Below are 18220 nucleotides of genomic sequence, written 5' to 3'. Positions count from 1 at the left end.
TCAGCTTGATGCCCGGCATGAACACCGCGACGAGCCGCATGCTGCGCATGTTGGCCTCACGGTAGTTCTCGTTCAGCTCCTCGAAGATCTCCTGATTGCGCGGCTCCCTGCGGAACGCCTGCACCGCGCGGATCCCGGTCATCGACTCCACGAAATGGACGATCACCAGTGCGACGGTCTCCCTGGTACGGCGGTAGACGATGCTCGACTGCCGTCTGAACCACCGGGTGAACAGGAACAGGATGGGCAGCGGCAACAGGGCCACCAGGCCGAGATGGACGTCCAGGACGAGGAGCAGCACCGCCGTACCGAAGAGGGTGAGCACCGCGGTGACGATGCCGTCGAATCCCGACTGGAGCAGTTCCGAGATCGCTTCGACGTCGGAGGTGAGCCGGGAGATGACCCGGCCCGAGGTGTACTTCTCGTGGAAGGACAGCGAGAGCCGCTGGAAGTGGTCGAAGACGCGTCTCCGCAGCTCCAGCAGGATGTCCTGGCCGATCCGGCCGGACAGCCGGAGGAAGATCTGCCGGGTGAACGCCTGGATCAACGCCGCCGCCAGGATCACCGCGACGATGGTGACCAGGGTGGTCGTGCCCTCGTCGCGGAGCATCGGCGGGATTCCGGCGTCGATGCCGACCTTCACCAGATAGGGGATGGCCAGCCCGGCGGCGTTGCTGATCACGATGATCACGATCAGCAGCCCGATGGATCTGCGGTGCGGGCGGATCAGGTCGCCGAGCAGCCGGCGCGAGCGGGTGCGCAGCAGCAGGGAGACCTTCTCCGACAGCTCGTCCTGCTCCTCGCTGGCGACGCCGCGCCAGCTCTTGGGTTCCTGAGTCTGGACGGTCATCGCAGGGCCCCCTCGGGGTCGAGGTCGGCGTCCTGGGCGAGCAGTTCCCGGTATTCGGGCACTTCGGCGAGCAGGTCCGTGTGGCGGCCGATGTGCGTGATGGTGCCGTCGCGCAGCAGCGCGACCTTGTCCGCCAGCAGCACCGTGGAGGCACGGTGGGCGACCACGACGCCGGTGGCGTCCTGGAGGACCCGCTTGAGCGCCTCCTCCACCAGCGCCTCGGTCTCCACGTCGAGGGCGGACATGGTGTCGTCGAGGACCAGGATCCGTGGCCGGCTGAGCACCGCGCGGGCCAGCGCCAGCCGCTGCCGCTGCCCGCCGGAGAGCGACATCCCCTGCTCGCCGATCCTGGTGTCGAGGCCCCACGGCAGGTCGTAGGCGAAACCGGCCTGGGCGACCTCCAGCGCGTCCCGGACCTCCTCCTCGGTGGCGTCGCGGCGGCCGAGGAGGAGGTTCTCCCGCACGCTCATCGAGAACAGCGTCGGCTCCTCGAACGCCGTGGCCACCACCGACCGCAGCTCGTTCAGCGGCATATCGCGCACGTCACGCCCGTCGATGGTGACCCGGCCCGCCGTGACGTCGAGCAACCTGGGCACCAGCGAGGTCAGCGTCGTCTTGCCCGATCCCGTCGCGCCGACGACGGCGACCGTCTCCCCGGGGCTGACCTCGAGCCAGACATCACGCAGTACGGGCTCCTCGCCGCCCGCGAAACGGAACTCCACCCCTTCGAACCTCAGGTGGCCGCGCGGCCGGTCGATGGCCTCGGCGCCGTCGACGATCGCGGACTCGGTGTCGAGCACCTCCATCACCCGGTCGGCGGCGGTCATCGCCTCCTGTCCCATCGCCAGGATGTGGCCGAGCGAGGCGATCGGCCAGACCAGCGACAGCATCAGCATGGTGAACGCCACCAGGGTGCCCTGGGTGAGCCCGCCCGCGCCGACGGCCAGCGCACCGAGCAGCAGCACCAGGGCGAGGGTGATGTTCGGGATCACCTCGAGGAAGGTGAAGAACCTGGAGGCGAGCCGTACCTTGGCCATCGAGGTCCCGTGGACCTTCAGCACGGACTCGTCGAAGGTGTCGTAGACATGGTGCCGCCGGCCGAACGACCTGACCGTCCGAATCCCGATCGCCGACTCCTCGACGAACGTGGCGAGATCGCCCTGCTGGTCCTGAACCTGCCGCGAGATCCGGATGTATCGCCTCTCGAAGCGCAACGAGATGATGACGATGGGTACGGCGGAGGCCGCCACCACCAGCCCCAGCGGCCAGTACATCTGCAGCAGCACGACCGTCACGGTGATGAGCTGCACGATGTTCATCACCAGGAACAGCAGGCCGAACCCGAAGAACCGCCTGATCGCGGACAGGTCGGTCGTCGCGCGGGACAGCAGTTGGCCCGACTGCCACTCGTCGTGGAAGCTCATCGGCAGGTGCTGGAGGTGCCGGTAGAGGTCGTCCCGGATCGCGGTCTCCAGCCCCAGCACCGGAGTGATCTGGGTCCATCGGCGCAGGAGGGTCAGCATCGCCTCGGCGACCCCGAGTCCGAGCGCGAGCAACCCGAGCGGTAACAGCGCATCGAGGTCGCGCTGCGTCACCGGGCCATCGATGATCTCTCTGCCGACCAGCGGGATGGAGATGCTGGTGGCGATGCCCGCGATGGCCGCCAGCCAGATGAGGGCGAGCCGGGCGAGATGGGGGCGGAGGTAGGACTTCATCCGCCAGAGTGAGTTCGACTTCACTCGGCGGGAGCTGGGTTCTCGGGTCTGTTGATCGGACGGCGTGGTATCTCGGCTGCCTGAAGACATAGTGGGGTAGGGCACTCCTCACCAGCGGGGGAACACGAACGCGCCGGTGAACCGCTGGGGGCACCCCCTCGACGGCTCACCCATGCCCCATCAGGTTATTACTGCGTTTCAATCGATTTAAGGCCGTCCCCTCCGCCCTCCCCGCCCATCGGAGCCGGTCGCAAAGCTTGAGTTCAGGGCCGACAACGGCCGGATGGTCTTGATACCCGAAGGGGGCGCTCGGGACGCGCGGGCGGGCCGGACCCTCAATTCTCCGAGACCGAATCGTTACCAACGCCGCTGCTCGGCCGACAGAATGATTGGCCGGTCATCAACCTGAAGCGACGCGCGAGGCGGCCCGGGCAGCAGCGGGCTCAGCAGGGCGGCAAGGCGGAGGCCTCCAGCCGGGCGGCTTCGTCGCGAGTGACCTCAGGCGAACAGTGAGTTGAGTTCGCCGTAGGTCAGGCCGCCCGCCAACGAGAGGTAGGTGCCCTGCGTGAACGCCTCCTCGGCGGCTCGCTGGACGAGGGCGTAGGCGGCTGCGGCGATCGAGGAGCCAAGGCTGACGCGGGCGACGCCGAGGCCCGCGAGGGTGGCGATGTCCGGAGCGGTGGGGCCGGCGAGGACGTTCAGCGGGGCGGGGATGCCCACGGTGAGGGTGGCGACGGTGTCGGGGTCGGTGACGCCGGGCACGAAGATGCCGTCGGCGCCCGCCTCCAGATAGGCGGCGGCCCGGGCCAGCGTGTCGTCGAGCCTGGCCGCCGGATCGCCCACCTGGCGCAGGTAGGTGTCAATGCGCGCGTTGACGAACAGTTCGGGCCGGCCTGCGGCCTCCCTGGCCGCCGCGATCCGTTCGGCCTGCTCCGGTACGGCCCGCAGCGCCGACGCCGAGCCGTACAACGCGTCCTCGATGTTCACGCCCACGGCCCCGGCCTGCATCACGCCCCGGATCGTCTCCCCGACCCCACCGGGCGTGGCCGAATAACCGGACTCGATGTCGGCCGTGACGGGCAGCGCGACGGCGGCGGCCATCCGGGACACCAGGTCGAACACGCGGTCGCGGCCGAGCAGGTCGCCGTCCGGCACACCTAGGCTCCAGGCGACCCCCGCGCTGGTGGTGGCGATCGCCGAGGCCCCCGCCTCCTCGACCAGCCGCGCGCTGACGACGTCCCACGCGTTGGCCAGGATCAGCGGGCGACCCCCTTCGTGAAGCGAGCGGAACCGCAGTGCCTTGTCGTTTTGAGTGATCACGAGAACCAGTACATCAGCCGATCACGGCAACCGACTGGCGAGAATCGGACCACACCGCACCGGCTAGAACTCGTCGGCCCCGCTCCCCTGGGCGATCGGGAAGACATGGCGGGTGGCGGCGCAGACGGTCTCCAGGATGTGGATCGGCGTGTCGCGGTCCGAGTAGCCGGCGCGCAGCACCTGGACGACCCACTCGCCGGGATCGAGTTCCAGCGTCTCCGCCTCCGCACCCTCTGGCGGCCGTGCGATCAGGTGCTCCTCCGCGTGGCCGAACCGGTGGCCCAGCGCCTCGATCCCGGCCTGCAGGCTGGGCCGTACGAAGTCGGGTGCGGCGATCGGGGTGCCGCCGAACAGGTCGAGGCGGAAGTAGCTGGTCGCGATGCGGACCGGCACCTCCTCGGCGAGCAGCAGCTTCCGCCTGGCCAGCACCTCCGCGCCGGGCTCGACCCGCAACGCGGCGGCCACCTGCTCGGTCGCCGCCTCCGCCCCGACGTAGAGCATCCGCCGCCCCGGCCGGATCCCCTGCCGCGCGGCCTCGGTCATGAACAGCGACGCCGACCCGCGTACGGCGGGCTCGGTCGGCAAGGCACGTCGGACGACGACCCGAGGAGTCATCCCCCCACTATCCCAGCGCCTCCACCTGCAGCATCCAGCAGGCTCAGCCAAACCCGTTGACGCCTCCATCGCGCACACTGTGTAATTGTCCAACCACTCAACGTCAATCAGGGGGTACGTTGAACATCAAGCGCACGGTCGCGGCGGCACTCACCATGGCACTGACCGGCGGCGGGCTGCTGCTGGGGCCCGCGGCGCAGGCCGCGACCGGCACGGACCAGCGAGCACCCGGTCACGCAACTGCCCAGCGGGTCGACTTCGCGCTGCCCGGCGTGATCATCTGGCGGCAGCCCACCAGCCAGTCCAGCCGCAACGGCCTGGGCTACCCCGGCCAGGGTTTCCAGATCGACCGCGTCGAGATCCACGGAAACTACGCGTGTCAGACGGGTCTGAGCAGCAACCAGTGGTCCCACGGCCGCAACCTCGCCACCGGCGTCGTCGGCTGGGTCCCCGCCTGCAACCTCGCCGACCCGAACTGAGGAACCAGTACCGAAGCGGGCCCGGCAACGGACGACACCGCCAGGGCCCGCTTCGGCGGATCGACGCGATCGAGGGCCCGCCCGCGACATTCGAGCTCAGCCGTATCCATCGATACGGAGGTACACCATGAGCCTGACCCAGGCCCCCGGGCGCGACGAACCTGTGGCTACGTGTGGGCGGCTAAGCCCTTCGAATCAGCCGACGAGGTCGAATGCCAGGCGGGGCTCGATCTTCGCCAAGCTCGCAGCGCCGGCCCGGGTCGTCAGCACGGGAGCGGATCGAGTGAGAGCCACGTCGGCGGTCTGCGCGTCCTCAAGTGTGAGAGTCAGGGCGCCCGCGAGATAGCCGCTGCGTATCGCCCTTTCAGCATCGCCGCGCCGGTCGATCAGGTGATCGACGACGACCGCCGGATTGGTCAGCAGAGCCTGGACCCGGGCGTTCAGACGCTCAAGATAGAGGCCGAGGTGCCCGCTTGTGGCCGCCGCAAGCACGGTGGAGGGCAGGGAAAGGGTCACCATCTCCCGGGCGGCGGCGGCCAGCAGGATACGCAGGTCCTTGTCTCCGCCGAGGTAGACGGACACGGCAGGGGTGTGGAGGACCCGGCATCGGCTCATGCGGAGTCGTGGTCGCGCGCGTTGTCCATGAGGATCTCCGCGGCGGGCCGGTTCAGCCGCCTGGCCCAGTAGGCCTCTCGCTCGGGATCGTCCGGCATGGGCTCGCCGAAGGCCTCCGCCTCACGGGTGAGCCATTCCTCTCGCCGGCGTGCGGTCGCGATCAACTCGGCCACGCCTGCCGAGAAGGACGAAACATCACCTGCCTGCACTTTTTGGTCAAGCCACGCCGCTTCCTTCTCGGGAAGACTGATCGCCCGCTTATCCGTCATACCAACAACCATATCTGGTAGTACCATCCGCGTCTCTGATCTGGATTCATCTCCAGGCCTGTTCACGGCCGACTGTTCGACGACGTGCGCAGCCGTACGGTCGCGGCGTGCTCCGAGTGCCGGGCTAACGGGTCAGTGCCTGTTTGAGGCGGGTGGTGAGGTCGGGGGCCAGGGTGCGCATGAAGGTGGTGGTGATGTGGCCGACGTCGGAGTAGACCATGGTGTTGCCGATCACCGAGGGGCAGCGGTCGGCGGGGCAGAGGCGGGCGGTGAGGTCGGCGAAGGTGACGTTGCGCGGTTTCCCGGCCAGCGCGGCGATCGGCGAGGTGTCGGCGAGGCTGCGGCTCCGGTCGTCGACGCAGGCGGCCGGTCCCTTCGTGACGACGCACTCCGGCGGGTCGAACGACATCCGGGGCGTGTCGCGGATCGCCAGCACCTTGATCCCCATCGTGCCCAGCTCACGCCATCGCGCGAGGTAACCGGGAGGAAGCGTCTCACCCCTGGCGTACGGGCTGGAGATCGTCGCGGTGGTGACCAGCAGGTCCGGTTTGAGCTTCGCCAGCTCGGCCAGCACGCCCGCCTGCCACCGGTCGCACGACGGGTACGGCTTGCCCTGGTACCGCTGTGGCCGGGTGGAGAGCGCGCACGCGCCCTTGGTGAAGTTGACCAGCCGCCAGCGGTTGGCTTCGGCGATCTGGTGCAGGGCAGGGAACCAGTGCGCGGCGTGCGAGTTGCCCACCAGCACGATCGTACGGCTCGCCCGTTCGGGCCCGAAGGCGCAGGAGAGCACCTCGTCCTTCTGGGTGACCTGGTTGCAGCCGTTCGCGTAGGTGAGCGGACGGTCGTCGGCGGCGTCGGCGGGATCGGGCACGATGGCGCTCCCCTTGGCGACCCGCTGCCTCGTCTGGTTCTCCAGGTAGGCGGTCCAGCCGGTGGCGGCGACCAGCACCGGAAGCAGGCAGGCCAGCCCCACGGCGAGCGAGCGCGCCGTGGCCGGTCTGCCGCGTTTCGCCCGCTGCAGCGGGCCGGCGGTGAGGCGGGTCGTCGCGGCGGCGAGAAGGAGGGCGGCGGCCAGGACCAGGAGCCCGCCCAGCAGGCTCGCCCTGGTGCGGCCGGTCGCGGTGAGGTAGAAGACGAGGAGCGGCCAGTGCCACAGGTAGAGGGCGTAGGAGATACCGCCGACGTACATCACCGGTTTGAGCGTGAGCAGCCGGTCGGCCCCGCCGGCGACCCCGGCCACAATGATCATGACACCGGCCAGCGTGGGCCACAGCGCCGCGTAGCCGGGGAAGACCGCTCCGACCTGGAGCAGCAGCCCGCACGAGACCAGCGCGGCGAGGCCGAGCCAGCCGAGCACGAGCCTGACCGCGCGAGGCGTACGCAGGTACGGCAGGGCGATGGCGAGGATCCCGCCGAGCGCCAGCTCCCACAGCCGGGCCCCGGTGTCGAAGTAGGCCCACGCCTGGTCGGTCCCCGTGCGCACGACCGAGTAGCCGAGCGAGACGAGGAACACCAGCACGTTCACGCCGAGGAAGACCGTCCGCGTGCTCCACCGGGTCACCAGCGCCGACACCAGCACCGCCCCGGCCAGCAGCACCGGCCAGACCAGGTAGAACTGTCCCTGGATGCCCAGCGACCAGAAGTGCTGCACCGGGCTGGGAGGCGTGCCACCGGCGAGATAGTCGACGGCCGTGACGGCCAGGCGCCAGTTCTCGTAGTAGAGCCCGGACGCGAGCACCTCGCTCAGCGTGTCGCCCCACCGGGTGCGCGGCAGCCACACCCAGGTCCCGGCCAGTACGGCTAGCAGCACCAGCGCCGCGGGCGGGAACAACCTCCTGGCGAGCCGGCCCGCGAACGCGGCGAACTCCACCCGGCCGGTCCGCTCCACCGTGCGCAGCAGCGAACCGGTGATGAGGAACCCGGTCAGCATCAGGAAGACGTCCACGCCGCCGGAGACCCGGCCGAGCCAGATGTGGTAGACGGCCACCAGCAGGACGGCGACCGCCCGCAGCCCTTCGATCTCCGGCCGGTGCTCGGCGGCCTTGGGCGTCTGGGCCGCCCGGGTGCTCGGCAGAAGCCCGGGAGCTGACACCATGCACGTCCGCCTTGTGAGGTACCGATTGGCCGCCGATCAGGCTATGGGTAAGCCGTCCACTCCGACAAATCAACCATCACTTCTCGCACAGCCGATCCCCCGAGCGGACCGACTACTCACACAGCCACCGCACCGTCCACACCCGAACCCACGCGGACCGGCATGGCCACCACTTCCCACACAGCCACACCCCGAGCGGACCCGGCGTGGCCCTACTTCTCGTACTGCCAGCACTCCGTCCATCTGCCGTCGCCGAGCTGGGTGCGGGGCGGGGTCTTCTCCGAGCAGACCGGCATGGCCACCGGGCAGCGGGGGTGGAACCGGCAGCCGCTCGGCGGGTCGATCAGGCTGGGCGGTTCGCCGCGCCTGGTGGAGCCGGGCGGCGCCACCCGGTCGGGGTCGGGGGCCGACTCCAGCAGGAGCTGCGTGTAGGGGTGCTTGGGCGACTGGGTCAGTTCCTCGCTCGCGCCGCGCTCGATGAGCCGGCCCGCGTACATCACCATGATCTCCTCGGCGAAGTACCGGGCGCTGGCGATGTCGTGGGTGATGTAGAGCAGGGCCAGGCCGCTCTCGTCGGCCAGCTTCTCCAGCAGTCGCAGCACGCCGAGCCGGATCGACACGTCGAGCATCGAGACCGGCTCGTCGGCGATCAGGGCGACCGGCTGCACGGCGAGCGCTCTGGCGATGGCGACGCGCTGGCGCTGCCCGCCGGACAGCTCGTGCGGCATCTTGTCCATGAACTGGTCGGTCGGGGTGAGGCTGACCCGTTCGAGCAGTTCGGCCACCTGCTCCGTCTCCTCCGCCGCCGACCGCACGTGACCGTGGATCCGCAACGGCCTGGCGAGGTGGTAGCGGACCCGGTGGAAGGGGTTCAGCGAGGCGAACGGGTCCTGGAAGATGAGCTGGACCTGGCGGCGGTAGTCGCGGAAGGCCGCCCCGCGATGAGCCCGTACGGCCTCGCCGTGCAGCAGGACGTCACCCGAGGTCGTCGGGTAGACCTGGGCCAGCAGGCGGGCGACCGTGCTCTTGCCGCAGCCGCTCTCGCCGACCAGGGCGGTCACCGATCCGGCGCGCAGGGACAGCGACACCTCCTCCACGGCCCGGACGGGCGGGCGGCGGCCCAGCCTGCCTCTCGGGCCACGGGCGGCAGTGAAGTGCTTGGTGAGGTTCCGGCCCTCGAGCACCACCTTTCCACTCACGCTTGGACCTCCACACCGGTGTTCTCGTTGAGCAGGCAGGCGACCTCGCCGTGCGGTCCGGGCAGCAACCGCGGGGACACCCGGCCGCAGTCGTCGAAGGCGGACTGGCAGCGCGGATGGAAGGCGCAGCCCGGGGGCAGGTCGCGCAGGTCGGGGGGCGTGCCCGGGATGCCGAGCAGGTCCTCGCGCGGGCCGCGCAGCTTGGGGAAGGAACGCAGCAGGCCGAGGGTGTACGGATGGCGGGGCGAGCGGTGCAGTTCCTTGGCGGTGCCGGTCTCCACCACGCGGCCCGCGTACATGATGGCGATCCGGTCGGAGATCTCCATCAGCAGGGACAGGTCGTGCGTGATGAAGATGACCGCGAAGCCGTACTCGTCCTTGAGGGTGCGGATCTCGTGCAGGATGTCGCGCTGGACCACCACGTCGAGGGCGGTCGTCGGCTCGTCCATGACGATGACCTCGGGGTTGAGGGCGAGCGCGATGGCGATGGCGGCGCGCTGCCGCATCCCGCCGGAGAGCTCGTGCGGGTAGCTTTTGCGCCGGTCGGCGCTGATGCCGACCCGCCGGAGCAGCTCTACCACCCGTTCTCCACGAGCTTTGCGTGACATGTCGGGTTCGTGGATGCGGAGGACGTCGTCGATCTGCGCGCCGACGGCCATCACCGGGTTGAGGGAGTTCATCGCGCTCTGGAAGACGACCGCGAGCTCCTTCCAGCGGAATGCGCGCAACGCCTTGGGGGCGAGTTTCAGCACGTCCACCTGCTCGTCCTTGCGGTGGTAGACCACCGATCCGGCGGTGATCATCGCCGGTGGGCGGAGCAGCCGGCCGATGGCGTGCGCCAGGGTCGACTTGCCGCTGCCGCTCTCCCCCGCGAGCCCGAGGATCTCGCCGCGCCGCAGGTCGAGCGAGACGTCGTCGACCGCGTGCACGGTGCCGCCCGCCGACAGATAGTCGACGCTGAGCCCGCGGATCTCCAGGACGTTCATGAACGGGCCTCCAGCTTCTTCCGCCGGGGCGGTTTGATCGTGCGGAGCCGGGGATTCGCGATCTCGTCGATGCCGAAGTTCATCAGCCCCAGCCCGGCTCCGATGAGCGCGATGCACAGGCCCGGCGGGATGAACCACCACCACGCGCCCACCAGCAGCGCCTGGCCGTTCTGCGCGAAGTACAGCATGCTCCCCCAGCTCACGCTGGACAGGTCGGCCAGACCGAGGAAGGACAGCCCCGCCTCGGCGAGGATGGCCGCGACCACGGTCGCCAGGAAGCTGGTGGCGATCACCGGGAGCTGCACGGGCAGGATCTCGAAGAAGATGATCCGCATCGGGCGCTCGCCGCTGGCCTTGGCCGCCTCGACGAAGTCACGGCGGCGGATGGAGAGCGTCTGCGCGCGCAGGATCCGGGCCCCCCACGCCCAGCCGGTCACCGCGATGACGACCGCGACCGAGGTGACGCCGCGCTGGGGCAGGTAGCCGGCCAGCACGATGACCAGCGGCAACGCGGGCAGCACCAGGAAGATGTTGGTGATCACCGAGAGCGTCTCGTCGATGGCTCCGCCGAAGTAGCCGCCGATCAGCCCGACCGCGATCGACACGATGGTGGCGATGACGGCCGACAGCACGCCCACTCCCATCGAGATCCGCGCGCCGTACACGATCTGGGTGAAGATGTCCTGGCCTGTCTGGGTGGTGCCCAGCCAGTGCTCGGCCGAGGGGCCGACGAGCCCGTCGTCGCTGGTGGCCGAGGGATCGCCGGAGACCAGCAACGGCCCGAAGATCGCCATCAGGGTGAAGAACCCGAGGATCGCCATGCCGAGCCTGATCTTCCATGAGCGCATGTCAGGCCTCCTGCCGGGTCCGCGGATCGAGTACGACGTAGGCCAGGTCGGCCAGGAAGTTGGCCACCAGCACGGCCAGCGAGATGACCAGGAAGATGCCCTGCATCAGCGGGAAGTCCTCGTTCTCCACGGCCTTGAGCAGCATCGACCCGATGCCCGGGTAGGAGAAGACGATCTCGGTGAGCACCGAGCCGCCGACCACGAACCCGAGCGAGAGGGCGAAGCTGGTGATGTTCGGCAGGATCGCGTTGCGCGCGGCGTAGGCCCACATGACCCGGCGGCTGGTGAGCCCCTTGGCCTCGGCCATCACCACGTAGTCCTCGCCGAGCGTGGTCACCATGACGTTCCGCATGCCGAGGATCCGGTCGGCCATCGAGGCGATCACGATCGTGATGGCCGGCAGCGCCGCGTGGTAGAGCACGCTGGAGACGAACGGCCCGTCCCACGCCGGCACCACGTCCAGCCCGTAGGCCCGGCTCACCGGAAACCACCGCAACGTGACGCCGAAGACGAACACCAGCGCCAGCGCCACCCAGAAGTACGGCACGGCGTGCATGAACGTGGAGACCGGCAGCACCCCGTCGAGCCAGCTGCCCCGCTTCCACGCGGCGAGCACGCCGAGCAGCGTGCCCAGCAGATAACTGATCAGCGTGGCGACCCCGACCAGCCCGACCGTCCACGGCAGCGCGCCGGTGATGATCGTGGTCACCTCGGTCGGGAAGAAGGTGATCGACCGCCCCAGCTCGCCGTTGAACAGGTTGCCGAGGTAGTCGACGTACTGCACCCACAGGTTGGCGTCGCTGATCCCGAACGCCTGCTTCATCGCCTCGATCGCGGCCGGATCGACGTTGCCCTTCAGCCGCGCGACCAGCAGGTCGACCGGATCCCCCGGCATCATCCGGGGGATCAGGAAGTTGAGCGTGACGGCGGCCCAGGCCGTGAGCAGGTAGAACCCGAGCCGCCTGGCGAGAAACCTCACGTGCCCGCAGGCTTCAGGTTGAGCAGCACGATGGCCGCGTCAGGCGAGACGTAGGGCGAAGCCAGCGCGTACGGGTTCTCCTTGCTCGGCCAGCCGACGTACTTGCCGGTGCGGTACTGCGCCCACGCGGGGCTGTAGAACAGCGGCAGCACGGGGAGCTTCTCCACCATGATCTTGCCGAGTTTCTGCACGGCCTGCTGCTGCTCGGCCTCGTCCTCGGTCGCGGCGTACTCCGCGAGGAGCCGGTCGCTCTCGCCGTCCTTCCACCGCTGGTAGTTGCCGGTGGCCGAGGTGCCGACGGGCTGGGTCAGGTCGCTGAGCAGCAGCGACCGCATCGAGAAGTACGGCGTGGGCCCGAACGGGGTGGCCCGGATCGACAGGTCGAAACTGCCCTTGCCGACCTTCGACACCCAGTCCGCGAACGCAACACCCCGCGTCTCCACCTTGACCCCGATCTTGGCGAGGTCCTCCCTGATGAGCTGGGCGGCGTTCACCCAGTCGGTGAACGGCGAGGGCACCAGCAGGGTGAACGACAGCTTGTCCGGCTGCACACCGGAGTCCTTCAGGAGCTGCTTGGCCCGCTCGATGTCGACGGTGTACTTCGCGTCCTTGTGCTCCGGCGGCAGGTACGCCTCGCCACCGGGCATCACCACGCCGCTCGGGTGCGGCGGCGTCGTGTAGCCGCGCTCGGCCACCTTCACGATCTTGTCGCGGTCGATGGCCAGGTTGAGCGCCTGCCGTACCTCCGGCTTGGCCAGGATCGGGTTGGTGAGGTTCGGCAGCAGCGAGACCAGGCCCTCGGGCGGGAAGAAGTACTTGTTCTGGTCCGGCTGGCCCTGGACGTAGATCTTGTCGATGTCGGGCACGAAGGCGCCGGCCCAGTCGATCTCGCCCTGCTGGAGTCCGGTCTGCACGGCGTTGGCGGTGTAGGCGGGGAACCGCAGGGTCGGCACGACCGGCTTGCCCGGCTGCCAGTAGCCCGGGTTCTTCTTCATCTCATAGAGCTGCGCGGAGAACGAGGAGAGCATGTAGGGCCCGGTGCCGACCGGCTTGGGGTTGGTGAAGGTGACCGGGTCCTGCTTCTCGAACACGTGCTTGGGCACGATCCCCGTGTTGCCCGCGATGTTGAACAACTTCGCGTACGACGTCTCGCCGAAGTCGATCTCCACCTTGTCCGGCGCGAGCACCTTGGTGCCCGCGATGTCCAGGGCGCTCCGGTTGAGCGAGGGATGCTTGCGCATCGTGTCGAAGGTGAAGGCCACATCGTCGGCGGTGAACGGCTTGCCGTCGGTCCACTTCACCCCCTGGCGCAGGGTGAAGGTCAGCGTCTTGCCGTCGTTGGACCACTGGTGCTCGGTGGCCAGCCAGGGCTTGGACTCGCCCGGCTTGAGCTTGTTGAAGTACTCCAGCGTCTCGTGGATCAGCCCGGTGGTGCCGAAGTTCACCCCCTCCAGGTGGAAGGGGTTGAAGTTCTCCTGGTAGGAGCCGGCGTCGACGGCGTGGATGACGAGCGGCGGGGCGGTCTTGGAGCCGGTGTTCGGGCTCTGTGCGCCGCCGCAGCCGGCCAGTGCGACGACCGGAACCAACGCGGTCAACGCGACCAGCAGGCGATATCTCGGGGGGGTCATGCGGTGTTTCCTTTTCCGAAGTACCGTGCCCGGAGGTCTCGGGAGCCCTTGGGGGCTGCGAAAGCCTGCGCCCGGCGGAATCCCGCGGGGGCCCCGCGCACGATCGTGAGTGCCCGGTAGTAGTCGACGTACGGGAAGCCGTACGTCTCGCCCCGGGCATATGCGTAACCGGTCATGGCCTCCGACCAGACCTCGTAGGCCTCGTCGGTCAGCTCAACGAAGACGTCGGGCTGATAGCCCTCAGCGTCCTCCCAGTTGTCGGCGAAGTAGAGTTCCTTCGCCCAGTACGCGGGCAGATCGCGTTCGAGCGTGCGCAGCCCGCCGTAGAAACGGGCGTCGAGCACGATGCGATGGGTGCGCGCGTGGTCCTTGTGGATGCTCTCGCTCGCGTGGGTCAGGATGACGTCCGGCCGCAGCTCCCTGATCAGGTCGCCGACCCGCATCTTGACGTCCTCGTCCTCGGGCAGCAGCCCGTCCTCGTAGTCGAGGAACCTGACGCCCGCGCCGATCCGCTCGGCGAACCGCTCCGCCTCCGCGCGCTTCTGATCGGCGTATTCGGGCACGGGCATCTTGGGGTGACCGCGCTCGCCGAGGGTCAGGTGCAGCAGTGTGGCCCGGTCTCCGGCCAGAACGTGCTGCGCCAGTACGGCTCCCGCGGTCAAATCCATGTCGCCGGCGTGCGCGCCGATGGCGAGAACGTGGGTCATCGGGCCTGCCACCTCATGACGTTGAATCTCCTGGTGATCGAGTAACCGGCTTTGGTGTAGAGGTGGCCCGCCGGGCTGGCCTCGCCCGTCCACAGGAACCACGACGAGTGCAGTCCCTCGGCGCGCATCCGCGTCATGGTGGCGTGCAGAAGGATCTTGCCGAGTCCCGTTCCGCGCTCCTCCGGATCGACGCCGAACGGGCCGAAGCGCTCGGGGATGCCCCGGTAGGCGGCGTACATCGCGAAGCCCTTGAGCCCGTCGCGCCTGGCCACCACGATGCGGTCGCGGGCGATGCCCCTGCGGACGGCGTCCCTGATGGCCTCGCCCCAGTCGGGGTTGAACACGTCCGAGGCGAACCTGATCAGCTCGGGCAGTTCGCCGTCGCGCGGGCCGCGGAACTCGTAGCCTTCGCCTTCGCGCTTCGCCCGCAATTCGGTGACGTCGTCGGGCGTGACGTAGCCGACCAGGCCGCGGTCCATGGCCACCGGGGAGTAGAGGGTGCCGAACCCCAGCTCGGTCAGCAGCCGCAGCGCCTCGGGGTACGCCTGCGGGTCGACGCCGGGCAGCACGTAGTTGGGCGTGTAGGGCGCGAAGTCCACCGTGGTCCGGTGGTGGCCGGTGAGGAAGCCGAGCGCCTCGTCGAGCAGCCGCCGTCCGAGGCCGCCGCGCCGGTGCCCGGGGTCGACGAAGAAGAACGGGATCCACCCGGTCTCCGGGTCCAGCTCCGTCCCGGCGAGCGGGGTCAGCCGTCGTACGGCGTAGGCGCAGCCGACCACCTGGTCGTCCACGCAGGCGACCCGCAGCCCTTCGGGATCGAAGTTCGGGTCGAGCAGCACGCAGTCGCGGAACCAGCCGGCCGTCGTCGGGTCGCCGGGGAGGCTGCGGTTCCACGCGCCCACCAGAGAGCTCTCATCCCCGGCGGTGAACCCGCGGGTAACGATCTCGGCCATGAGGTCCTTCCATCTTTGCGCTTGGTTCGACAGCTTCCCGACATATGGCGGTTCGGGTCAATAACTTCCGGCGAAAATCTTCTCTCCAGTCACACGCGTAGAAACTTTCCTTCGCGTGGGGTAAGTTGTACGAGGCCAGCGGCATTTCGATGGCGGCGATCGTGGGTGCCCAGGCTAGCTGGCGGGTGTTTTGTACGGTTTGCCACAGTGTGTCGCGCCGGCGTTCTCACGCCGGAACATGCGAAAGGCCCGCACCGTGGCCTCTCCTTCCGGAGAGCGCCGCCGTACGGGCCTCGTGCGGGCGATCAGGTCACCCGATACGGGTGCAGCCGCTGACCGTTACCCGATCAGAGCTTGGAGACGTAGTAAATGTTGCCGCCCGGCTGGAGGATCTTGGCCAGGGTGGCGGCGCTGACGGCGTGGTAGCCGCCGGTCGTCGTCCGTCTCGGCGTACGGGAGAATCCGCAACGGGAGCAGCGGCGCGTGGCTCCTCGTCCGGGGCACCGACGAGGCCCGCACCCTGCTGATTTCAAGCTAGTTTCAGCGGACGAATGGGGCCCCCGTGGTAGGGCCCCATGTCGGTGTACGGGACTGAATCCGATGTTGCGTCACCCGTGCACGCGCTGGCTACAATCGCCCAGCTACCTCGATTGTCGTGATGTCTTTCACACCCGGTCCATCTCAGTACCTGCCATCGCATGGCCGTGGCCGACCTCGTCAGCCACTGTGAAGGAGAAACTGTGCGACCCGTACGTGTGACCGCGGCACTGGCCGCGTTGCTGGGCGCCGTGGTGGTGCCCGGTCCCGCCGGCGCGGCTCCGGCCCATTCGTCCTCGGGCGCGCAGGTGGAAGGGTGCCCGCGCGATTGGAGCGCCACCTCCGAAGCGTGCGACGGCGAGATCCTGCAGAAGCCGGTATCCGGCGTCCTGGCCAAAGCGCACACGGTCGGTCGCGTCAAGGTTGACAGAGCCTCCGTTGAGTACAGCTGGCCCGGCGTCTACTTCGAAGGCCGCTTCCGAGGCACCGGCGTCGGGATCGTCCTCAACGACTCCGACAATGACTACGACGTCGAAGTCGACGGTGCGACCGTCGCCACCCTGGTGACCCCGGGCCAGACCACGTACTGGGTCAACGGCCTCACCCGTGGCGTGCACCAGGTGCGACTCGTCAAACGTACGGAGAGCCCGTGGGCCACAAGCGCCTTCGGCGGCTTCGTCGCCGCCCCCGGTGGTGCGGTCCTCAGCAAGCCCGCGCCGCGCCACCGGCAGATCGAGTTCATCGGCGACTCCTACACCGTCGGCTACGGCAACCGCTCCGACACGCGTGACTGCACCAACGACAAGCTCGCCCGAACCACCGATGCCAACCTCAGCTTCGGCGCCCTCACCTCGCGACGGCTGAACGCCGACTACCAGATCAACGCATACTCCGGCCTCGGCATGGTGCGCAACTACAACGGCGGCAACCCCGAGGTCGACTACCGCACCTACTACGACAGGGCCCTGCTCAACGCCGACGGCGATGTCTGGCAGAACCCGGGAACCTGGCGGCCGCAACTGGTCGTGGTCGGCCTCGGCATCAACGACTTCTCAACCGCCATCAACGCGGGCGAGCGGTGGACGCCAGACACCCTGCTAGCCGCGTACCGCACCGCCTACCAGGCTTTCCTCGACAAGCTCCGGTCCCGGTACGGCCCCCGCACGATCATCGTGGTCAGTGCCACCCACATGTCCAACACCACCGTGTTCGCCGACGCCGCTCAGCAGATAGTCCGGGAGCGCAACAGCAGCGGCGACGATCGGGTCCGCTACTGGTACTACGACAATTCCGGCCTGGACTACCTCGGCTGCCACTGGCACCCATCCGCCCACGACCACCAGCTAATCGCCGAGCGGCTCAACGGTTTCATCGCCACCCTCCCACTGCGCTGGTAGCCGGACGGCGTGATCCACGACGTGACCAGAACGGCACAAAACCGCCGCGCCGCTTTCGTGGCCACTGCGACTGGTGACAGATCTTGTAGCGAAACGCGACCAGCGGAAACGCACCATGCACGGGGGCGCGGAAGCCGTTCGAGGTCCCGTCTATCCAGGCACTATGTCGCACGAGGCACTGACGCGTTCAAGAGTGCATCGCGAGACTCACAGTAGGACCGCCAGTGTTGCCCAGGTCGCCGCAACTCCCGCAGCGGCGCCCGCGAGAGCCTGGGCGGGCGTGTGATCGCGGATCTCCGCGCGGGCCCACCCGATCAACACCACCACCACGCCGCCGGCGGCGAGCACGATCAGCGGCGCGGGCAGCACCCACGCGAGCATCACCACGGCACCGGCCCCGACCGCCGTATGGAACGAGATCTTCCACACCAGGGTGATCGATCCGACGACGGTGAGACCGGCGAGCATGCTGGCCACGCACGCCACCATCACCCGCGGCGCCCCCAAGACGACGAGCAGGGTGAGCGCCAGTACGACCAGGGCGAAGATGACGCCGACGAGCTTGGGCCGCTGCCTGCGCTCACGAACGTGCCAGTCGCCGAACCAGCCGAGCCGCACCCCGGCGAAGAGGGCCACCGCGGGGATGCCGCCGCACAACGCCGCGGCGAGCACCCCCCACGCGAGCCCGGTCCAGGCGGAGGAGAGTGCCCCGACCACGAGGGGAAGGCTGATCACGATCCATGCCGGGGCGAGCAGGTCGGTTACTCGGCGCGCCACACGACCAGCCATTTGTCGTTGTCGGCGTTCGCCTGTGCGTCCGTCGTCTGTCGCAGTTTCTGCCACACCGCCAGCAGCCACGTCGCTTCCTCCCGTAGATCCGTTGACGCCGCATCTGGTAGGCCCGGCGTCTCCGCCACGGCCGACACCTCCGTCGCTTGCCGGTGCTCGGGCAGCGCGAGCGCCCGGTAGAGCATGACGGCCAGCCTCGCTGGAGCCGTCCCGGTGGATGCCCCGCATGACCACTGGCCTTT

General features: G+C 68.9%; 18 protein-coding genes. 2 read left to right on the top strand and 16 right to left on the bottom strand.

Translation table 11 applies throughout. From position 1 onward, the window contains the following. From MBA17_RS35205 to MBA17_RS35190, 4 genes are all read right to left on the bottom strand, one after another. Positions 1–850: ABC transporter ATP-binding protein (locus MBA17_RS35205; RefSeq protein ID WP_238501747.1), on the bottom strand; the 850-nt coding region annotated here is incomplete at its 3' end. Then, positions 847–2565 (bottom strand): ABC transporter ATP-binding protein, encoded by a 1719-nt coding sequence (locus tag MBA17_RS35200; protein WP_238501745.1) that lies wholly within the window; start codon positions 2563–2565, stop codon positions 847–849. The genes MBA17_RS35205 and MBA17_RS35200, both read right to left, overlap by 4 nt. 498 nt (positions 2566–3063) lie before the next feature. Continuing rightward, entirely contained in the window at positions 3064–3885 is an 822-nt protein-coding gene (locus MBA17_RS35195; RefSeq protein ID WP_238501743.1) for an isocitrate lyase/PEP mutase family protein, read from the bottom strand. Positions 3886–3948: 63 nt separating this feature from the next. Then, the gene (locus tag MBA17_RS35190; RefSeq protein WP_238501741.1) at positions 3949–4500 is read right to left on the bottom strand and encodes a GntR family transcriptional regulator; all 552 of its coding nucleotides are present in this window, start codon (positions 4498–4500) and stop codon (positions 3949–3951) included. Positions 4501–4619: 119 nt separating this feature from the next. Here MBA17_RS35190 and MBA17_RS35185 point away from each other — a divergent pair, with 119 nt between their 5' ends. Continuing rightward, positions 4620–4979, top strand: coding sequence for a hypothetical protein (locus MBA17_RS35185; protein ID WP_238501739.1), 360 nt, complete (start codon positions 4620–4622; stop codon positions 4977–4979). Between the two features lie 195 nt (positions 4980–5174). Here the strand turns inward: MBA17_RS35185 and MBA17_RS35180 are convergent, their stop codons facing one another. The 10 genes from MBA17_RS35180 to MBA17_RS35135 form a co-directional block, all read right to left on the bottom strand. Further along, complete coding sequence (locus MBA17_RS35180) at positions 5175–5561, bottom strand: hypothetical protein (protein WP_238501738.1); 387 nt, start codon at positions 5559–5561, stop codon at positions 5175–5177. Positions 5562–5590: 29 nt separating this feature from the next. Further along, positions 5591–5863: a hypothetical protein gene (locus tag MBA17_RS35175; RefSeq protein WP_238501736.1), complete on the bottom strand. Its 273-nt coding sequence runs from the start codon at positions 5861–5863 to the stop codon at positions 5591–5593. A gap of 124 nt (positions 5864–5987) precedes the next feature. Continuing rightward, a complete protein-coding gene (locus MBA17_RS35170) occupies positions 5988–7958 on the bottom strand; it encodes an acyltransferase family protein (protein WP_238501734.1) in 1971 nt (656 codons plus the stop codon). Positions 7959–8170: 212 nt separating this feature from the next. Further along, complete coding sequence (locus tag MBA17_RS35165) at positions 8171–9157, bottom strand: ABC transporter ATP-binding protein (protein ID WP_238501732.1); 987 nt, start codon at positions 9155–9157, stop codon at positions 8171–8173. Then, positions 9154–10143: an ABC transporter ATP-binding protein gene (locus MBA17_RS35160; protein WP_238501730.1), complete on the bottom strand. Its 990-nt coding sequence runs from the start codon at positions 10141–10143 to the stop codon at positions 9154–9156. Before MBA17_RS35160 ends, MBA17_RS35165 begins: the two co-directional genes overlap by 4 nt. Continuing rightward, entirely contained in the window at positions 10140–10991 is an 852-nt protein-coding gene (locus tag MBA17_RS35155) for an ABC transporter permease (protein WP_238501729.1), read from the bottom strand. Before MBA17_RS35155 ends, MBA17_RS35160 begins: the two co-directional genes overlap by 4 nt. 1 nt (position 10992) lies before the next feature. Further along, positions 10993–11970 carry an ABC transporter permease gene (locus MBA17_RS35150; RefSeq protein WP_238501728.1) on the bottom strand — a complete coding sequence of 326 codons (978 nt, stop codon included), beginning with the start codon at positions 11968–11970 and terminating at the stop codon, positions 10993–10995. Continuing rightward, positions 11967–13598 (bottom strand): ABC transporter substrate-binding protein, encoded by a 1632-nt coding sequence (locus MBA17_RS35145; RefSeq protein WP_238501727.1) that lies wholly within the window; start codon positions 13596–13598, stop codon positions 11967–11969. Before MBA17_RS35145 ends, MBA17_RS35150 begins: the two co-directional genes overlap by 4 nt. Beyond that, the gene (locus tag MBA17_RS35140; RefSeq protein WP_238501726.1) at positions 13595–14305 is read right to left on the bottom strand and encodes a PIG-L deacetylase family protein; all 711 of its coding nucleotides are present in this window, start codon (positions 14303–14305) and stop codon (positions 13595–13597) included. The genes MBA17_RS35145 and MBA17_RS35140 overlap by 4 nt, the downstream gene beginning before the upstream one ends. Further along, the gene (locus tag MBA17_RS35135) at positions 14302–15255 is read right to left on the bottom strand and encodes a GNAT family N-acetyltransferase (RefSeq protein ID WP_238501725.1); all 954 of its coding nucleotides are present in this window, start codon (positions 15253–15255) and stop codon (positions 14302–14304) included. Before MBA17_RS35135 ends, MBA17_RS35140 begins: the two co-directional genes overlap by 4 nt. 740 nt (positions 15256–15995) lie before the next feature. Between MBA17_RS35135 and MBA17_RS35130 the strand changes: the two genes are divergently transcribed. After that, on the top strand, positions 15996–17189 hold the full coding sequence (locus tag MBA17_RS35130; protein WP_238501724.1) for an SGNH/GDSL hydrolase family protein: 1194 nt from the start codon (positions 15996–15998) through the stop codon (positions 17187–17189). Between the two features lie 207 nt (positions 17190–17396). Here MBA17_RS35130 and MBA17_RS35125 read toward each other — a convergent pair whose 3' ends face one another. Continuing rightward, positions 17397–17966 carry a hypothetical protein gene (locus tag MBA17_RS35125; RefSeq protein ID WP_238501723.1) on the bottom strand — a complete coding sequence of 190 codons (570 nt, stop codon included), beginning with the start codon at positions 17964–17966 and terminating at the stop codon, positions 17397–17399. Further along, positions 17951–18163, bottom strand: a complete 213-nt coding sequence (locus MBA17_RS35120) for a hypothetical protein (protein WP_238501722.1) — start codon at positions 18161–18163, stop codon at positions 17951–17953. Before MBA17_RS35120 ends, MBA17_RS35125 begins: the two co-directional genes overlap by 16 nt. Positions 18164–18220 lie beyond the last annotated feature (57 nt).

This window comes from Dolomitihabitans soli (assembly GCF_022213955.1).
Classification (GTDB): domain Bacteria; phylum Actinomycetota; class Actinomycetes; order Streptosporangiales; family Streptosporangiaceae; genus Streptosporangium_A; species Streptosporangium_A soli.
The sequence above is the reverse complement of the archived record's forward strand: the minus strand, read 5'-3'. Positions and strand labels throughout refer to the sequence as shown.

Bases quoted from the DNA above. Each gene is read 5' to 3' on its own strand.
- MBA17_RS35200 (WP_238501745.1), bottom strand. From the start codon at position 2,565: ATGAAGTCCTACCTCCGCCCCCATCTCGCCCGGCTCGCCCTCATCTGG.
- MBA17_RS35190 (WP_238501741.1), bottom strand. From the start codon at position 4,500: ATGACTCCTCGGGTCGTCGTCCGACGTGCCTTGCCGACCGAGCCCGCC.
- MBA17_RS35175 (WP_238501736.1), bottom strand. From the start codon at position 5,863: ATGACGGATAAGCGGGCGATCAGTCTTCCCGAGAAGGAAGCGGCGTGG.
- MBA17_RS35170 (WP_238501734.1), bottom strand. From the start codon at position 7,958: ATGGTGTCAGCTCCCGGGCTTCTGCCGAGCACCCGGGCGGCCCAGACG.
- MBA17_RS35160 (WP_238501730.1), bottom strand. From the start codon at position 10,143: ATGAACGTCCTGGAGATCCGCGGGCTCAGCGTCGACTATCTGTCGGCG.
- MBA17_RS35155 (WP_238501729.1), bottom strand. From the start codon at position 10,991: ATGCGCTCATGGAAGATCAGGCTCGGCATGGCGATCCTCGGGTTCTTC.
- MBA17_RS35145 (WP_238501727.1), bottom strand. From the start codon at position 13,598: ATGACCCCCCCGAGATATCGCCTGCTGGTCGCGTTGACCGCGTTGGTT.
- MBA17_RS35140 (WP_238501726.1), bottom strand. From the start codon at position 14,305: ATGACCCACGTTCTCGCCATCGGCGCGCACGCCGGCGACATGGATTTG.
- MBA17_RS35135 (WP_238501725.1), bottom strand. From the start codon at position 15,255: ATGGCCGAGATCGTTACCCGCGGGTTCACCGCCGGGGATGAGAGCTCT.
- MBA17_RS35120 (WP_238501722.1), bottom strand. From the start codon at position 18,163: ATGCTCTACCGGGCGCTCGCGCTGCCCGAGCACCGGCAAGCGACGGAG.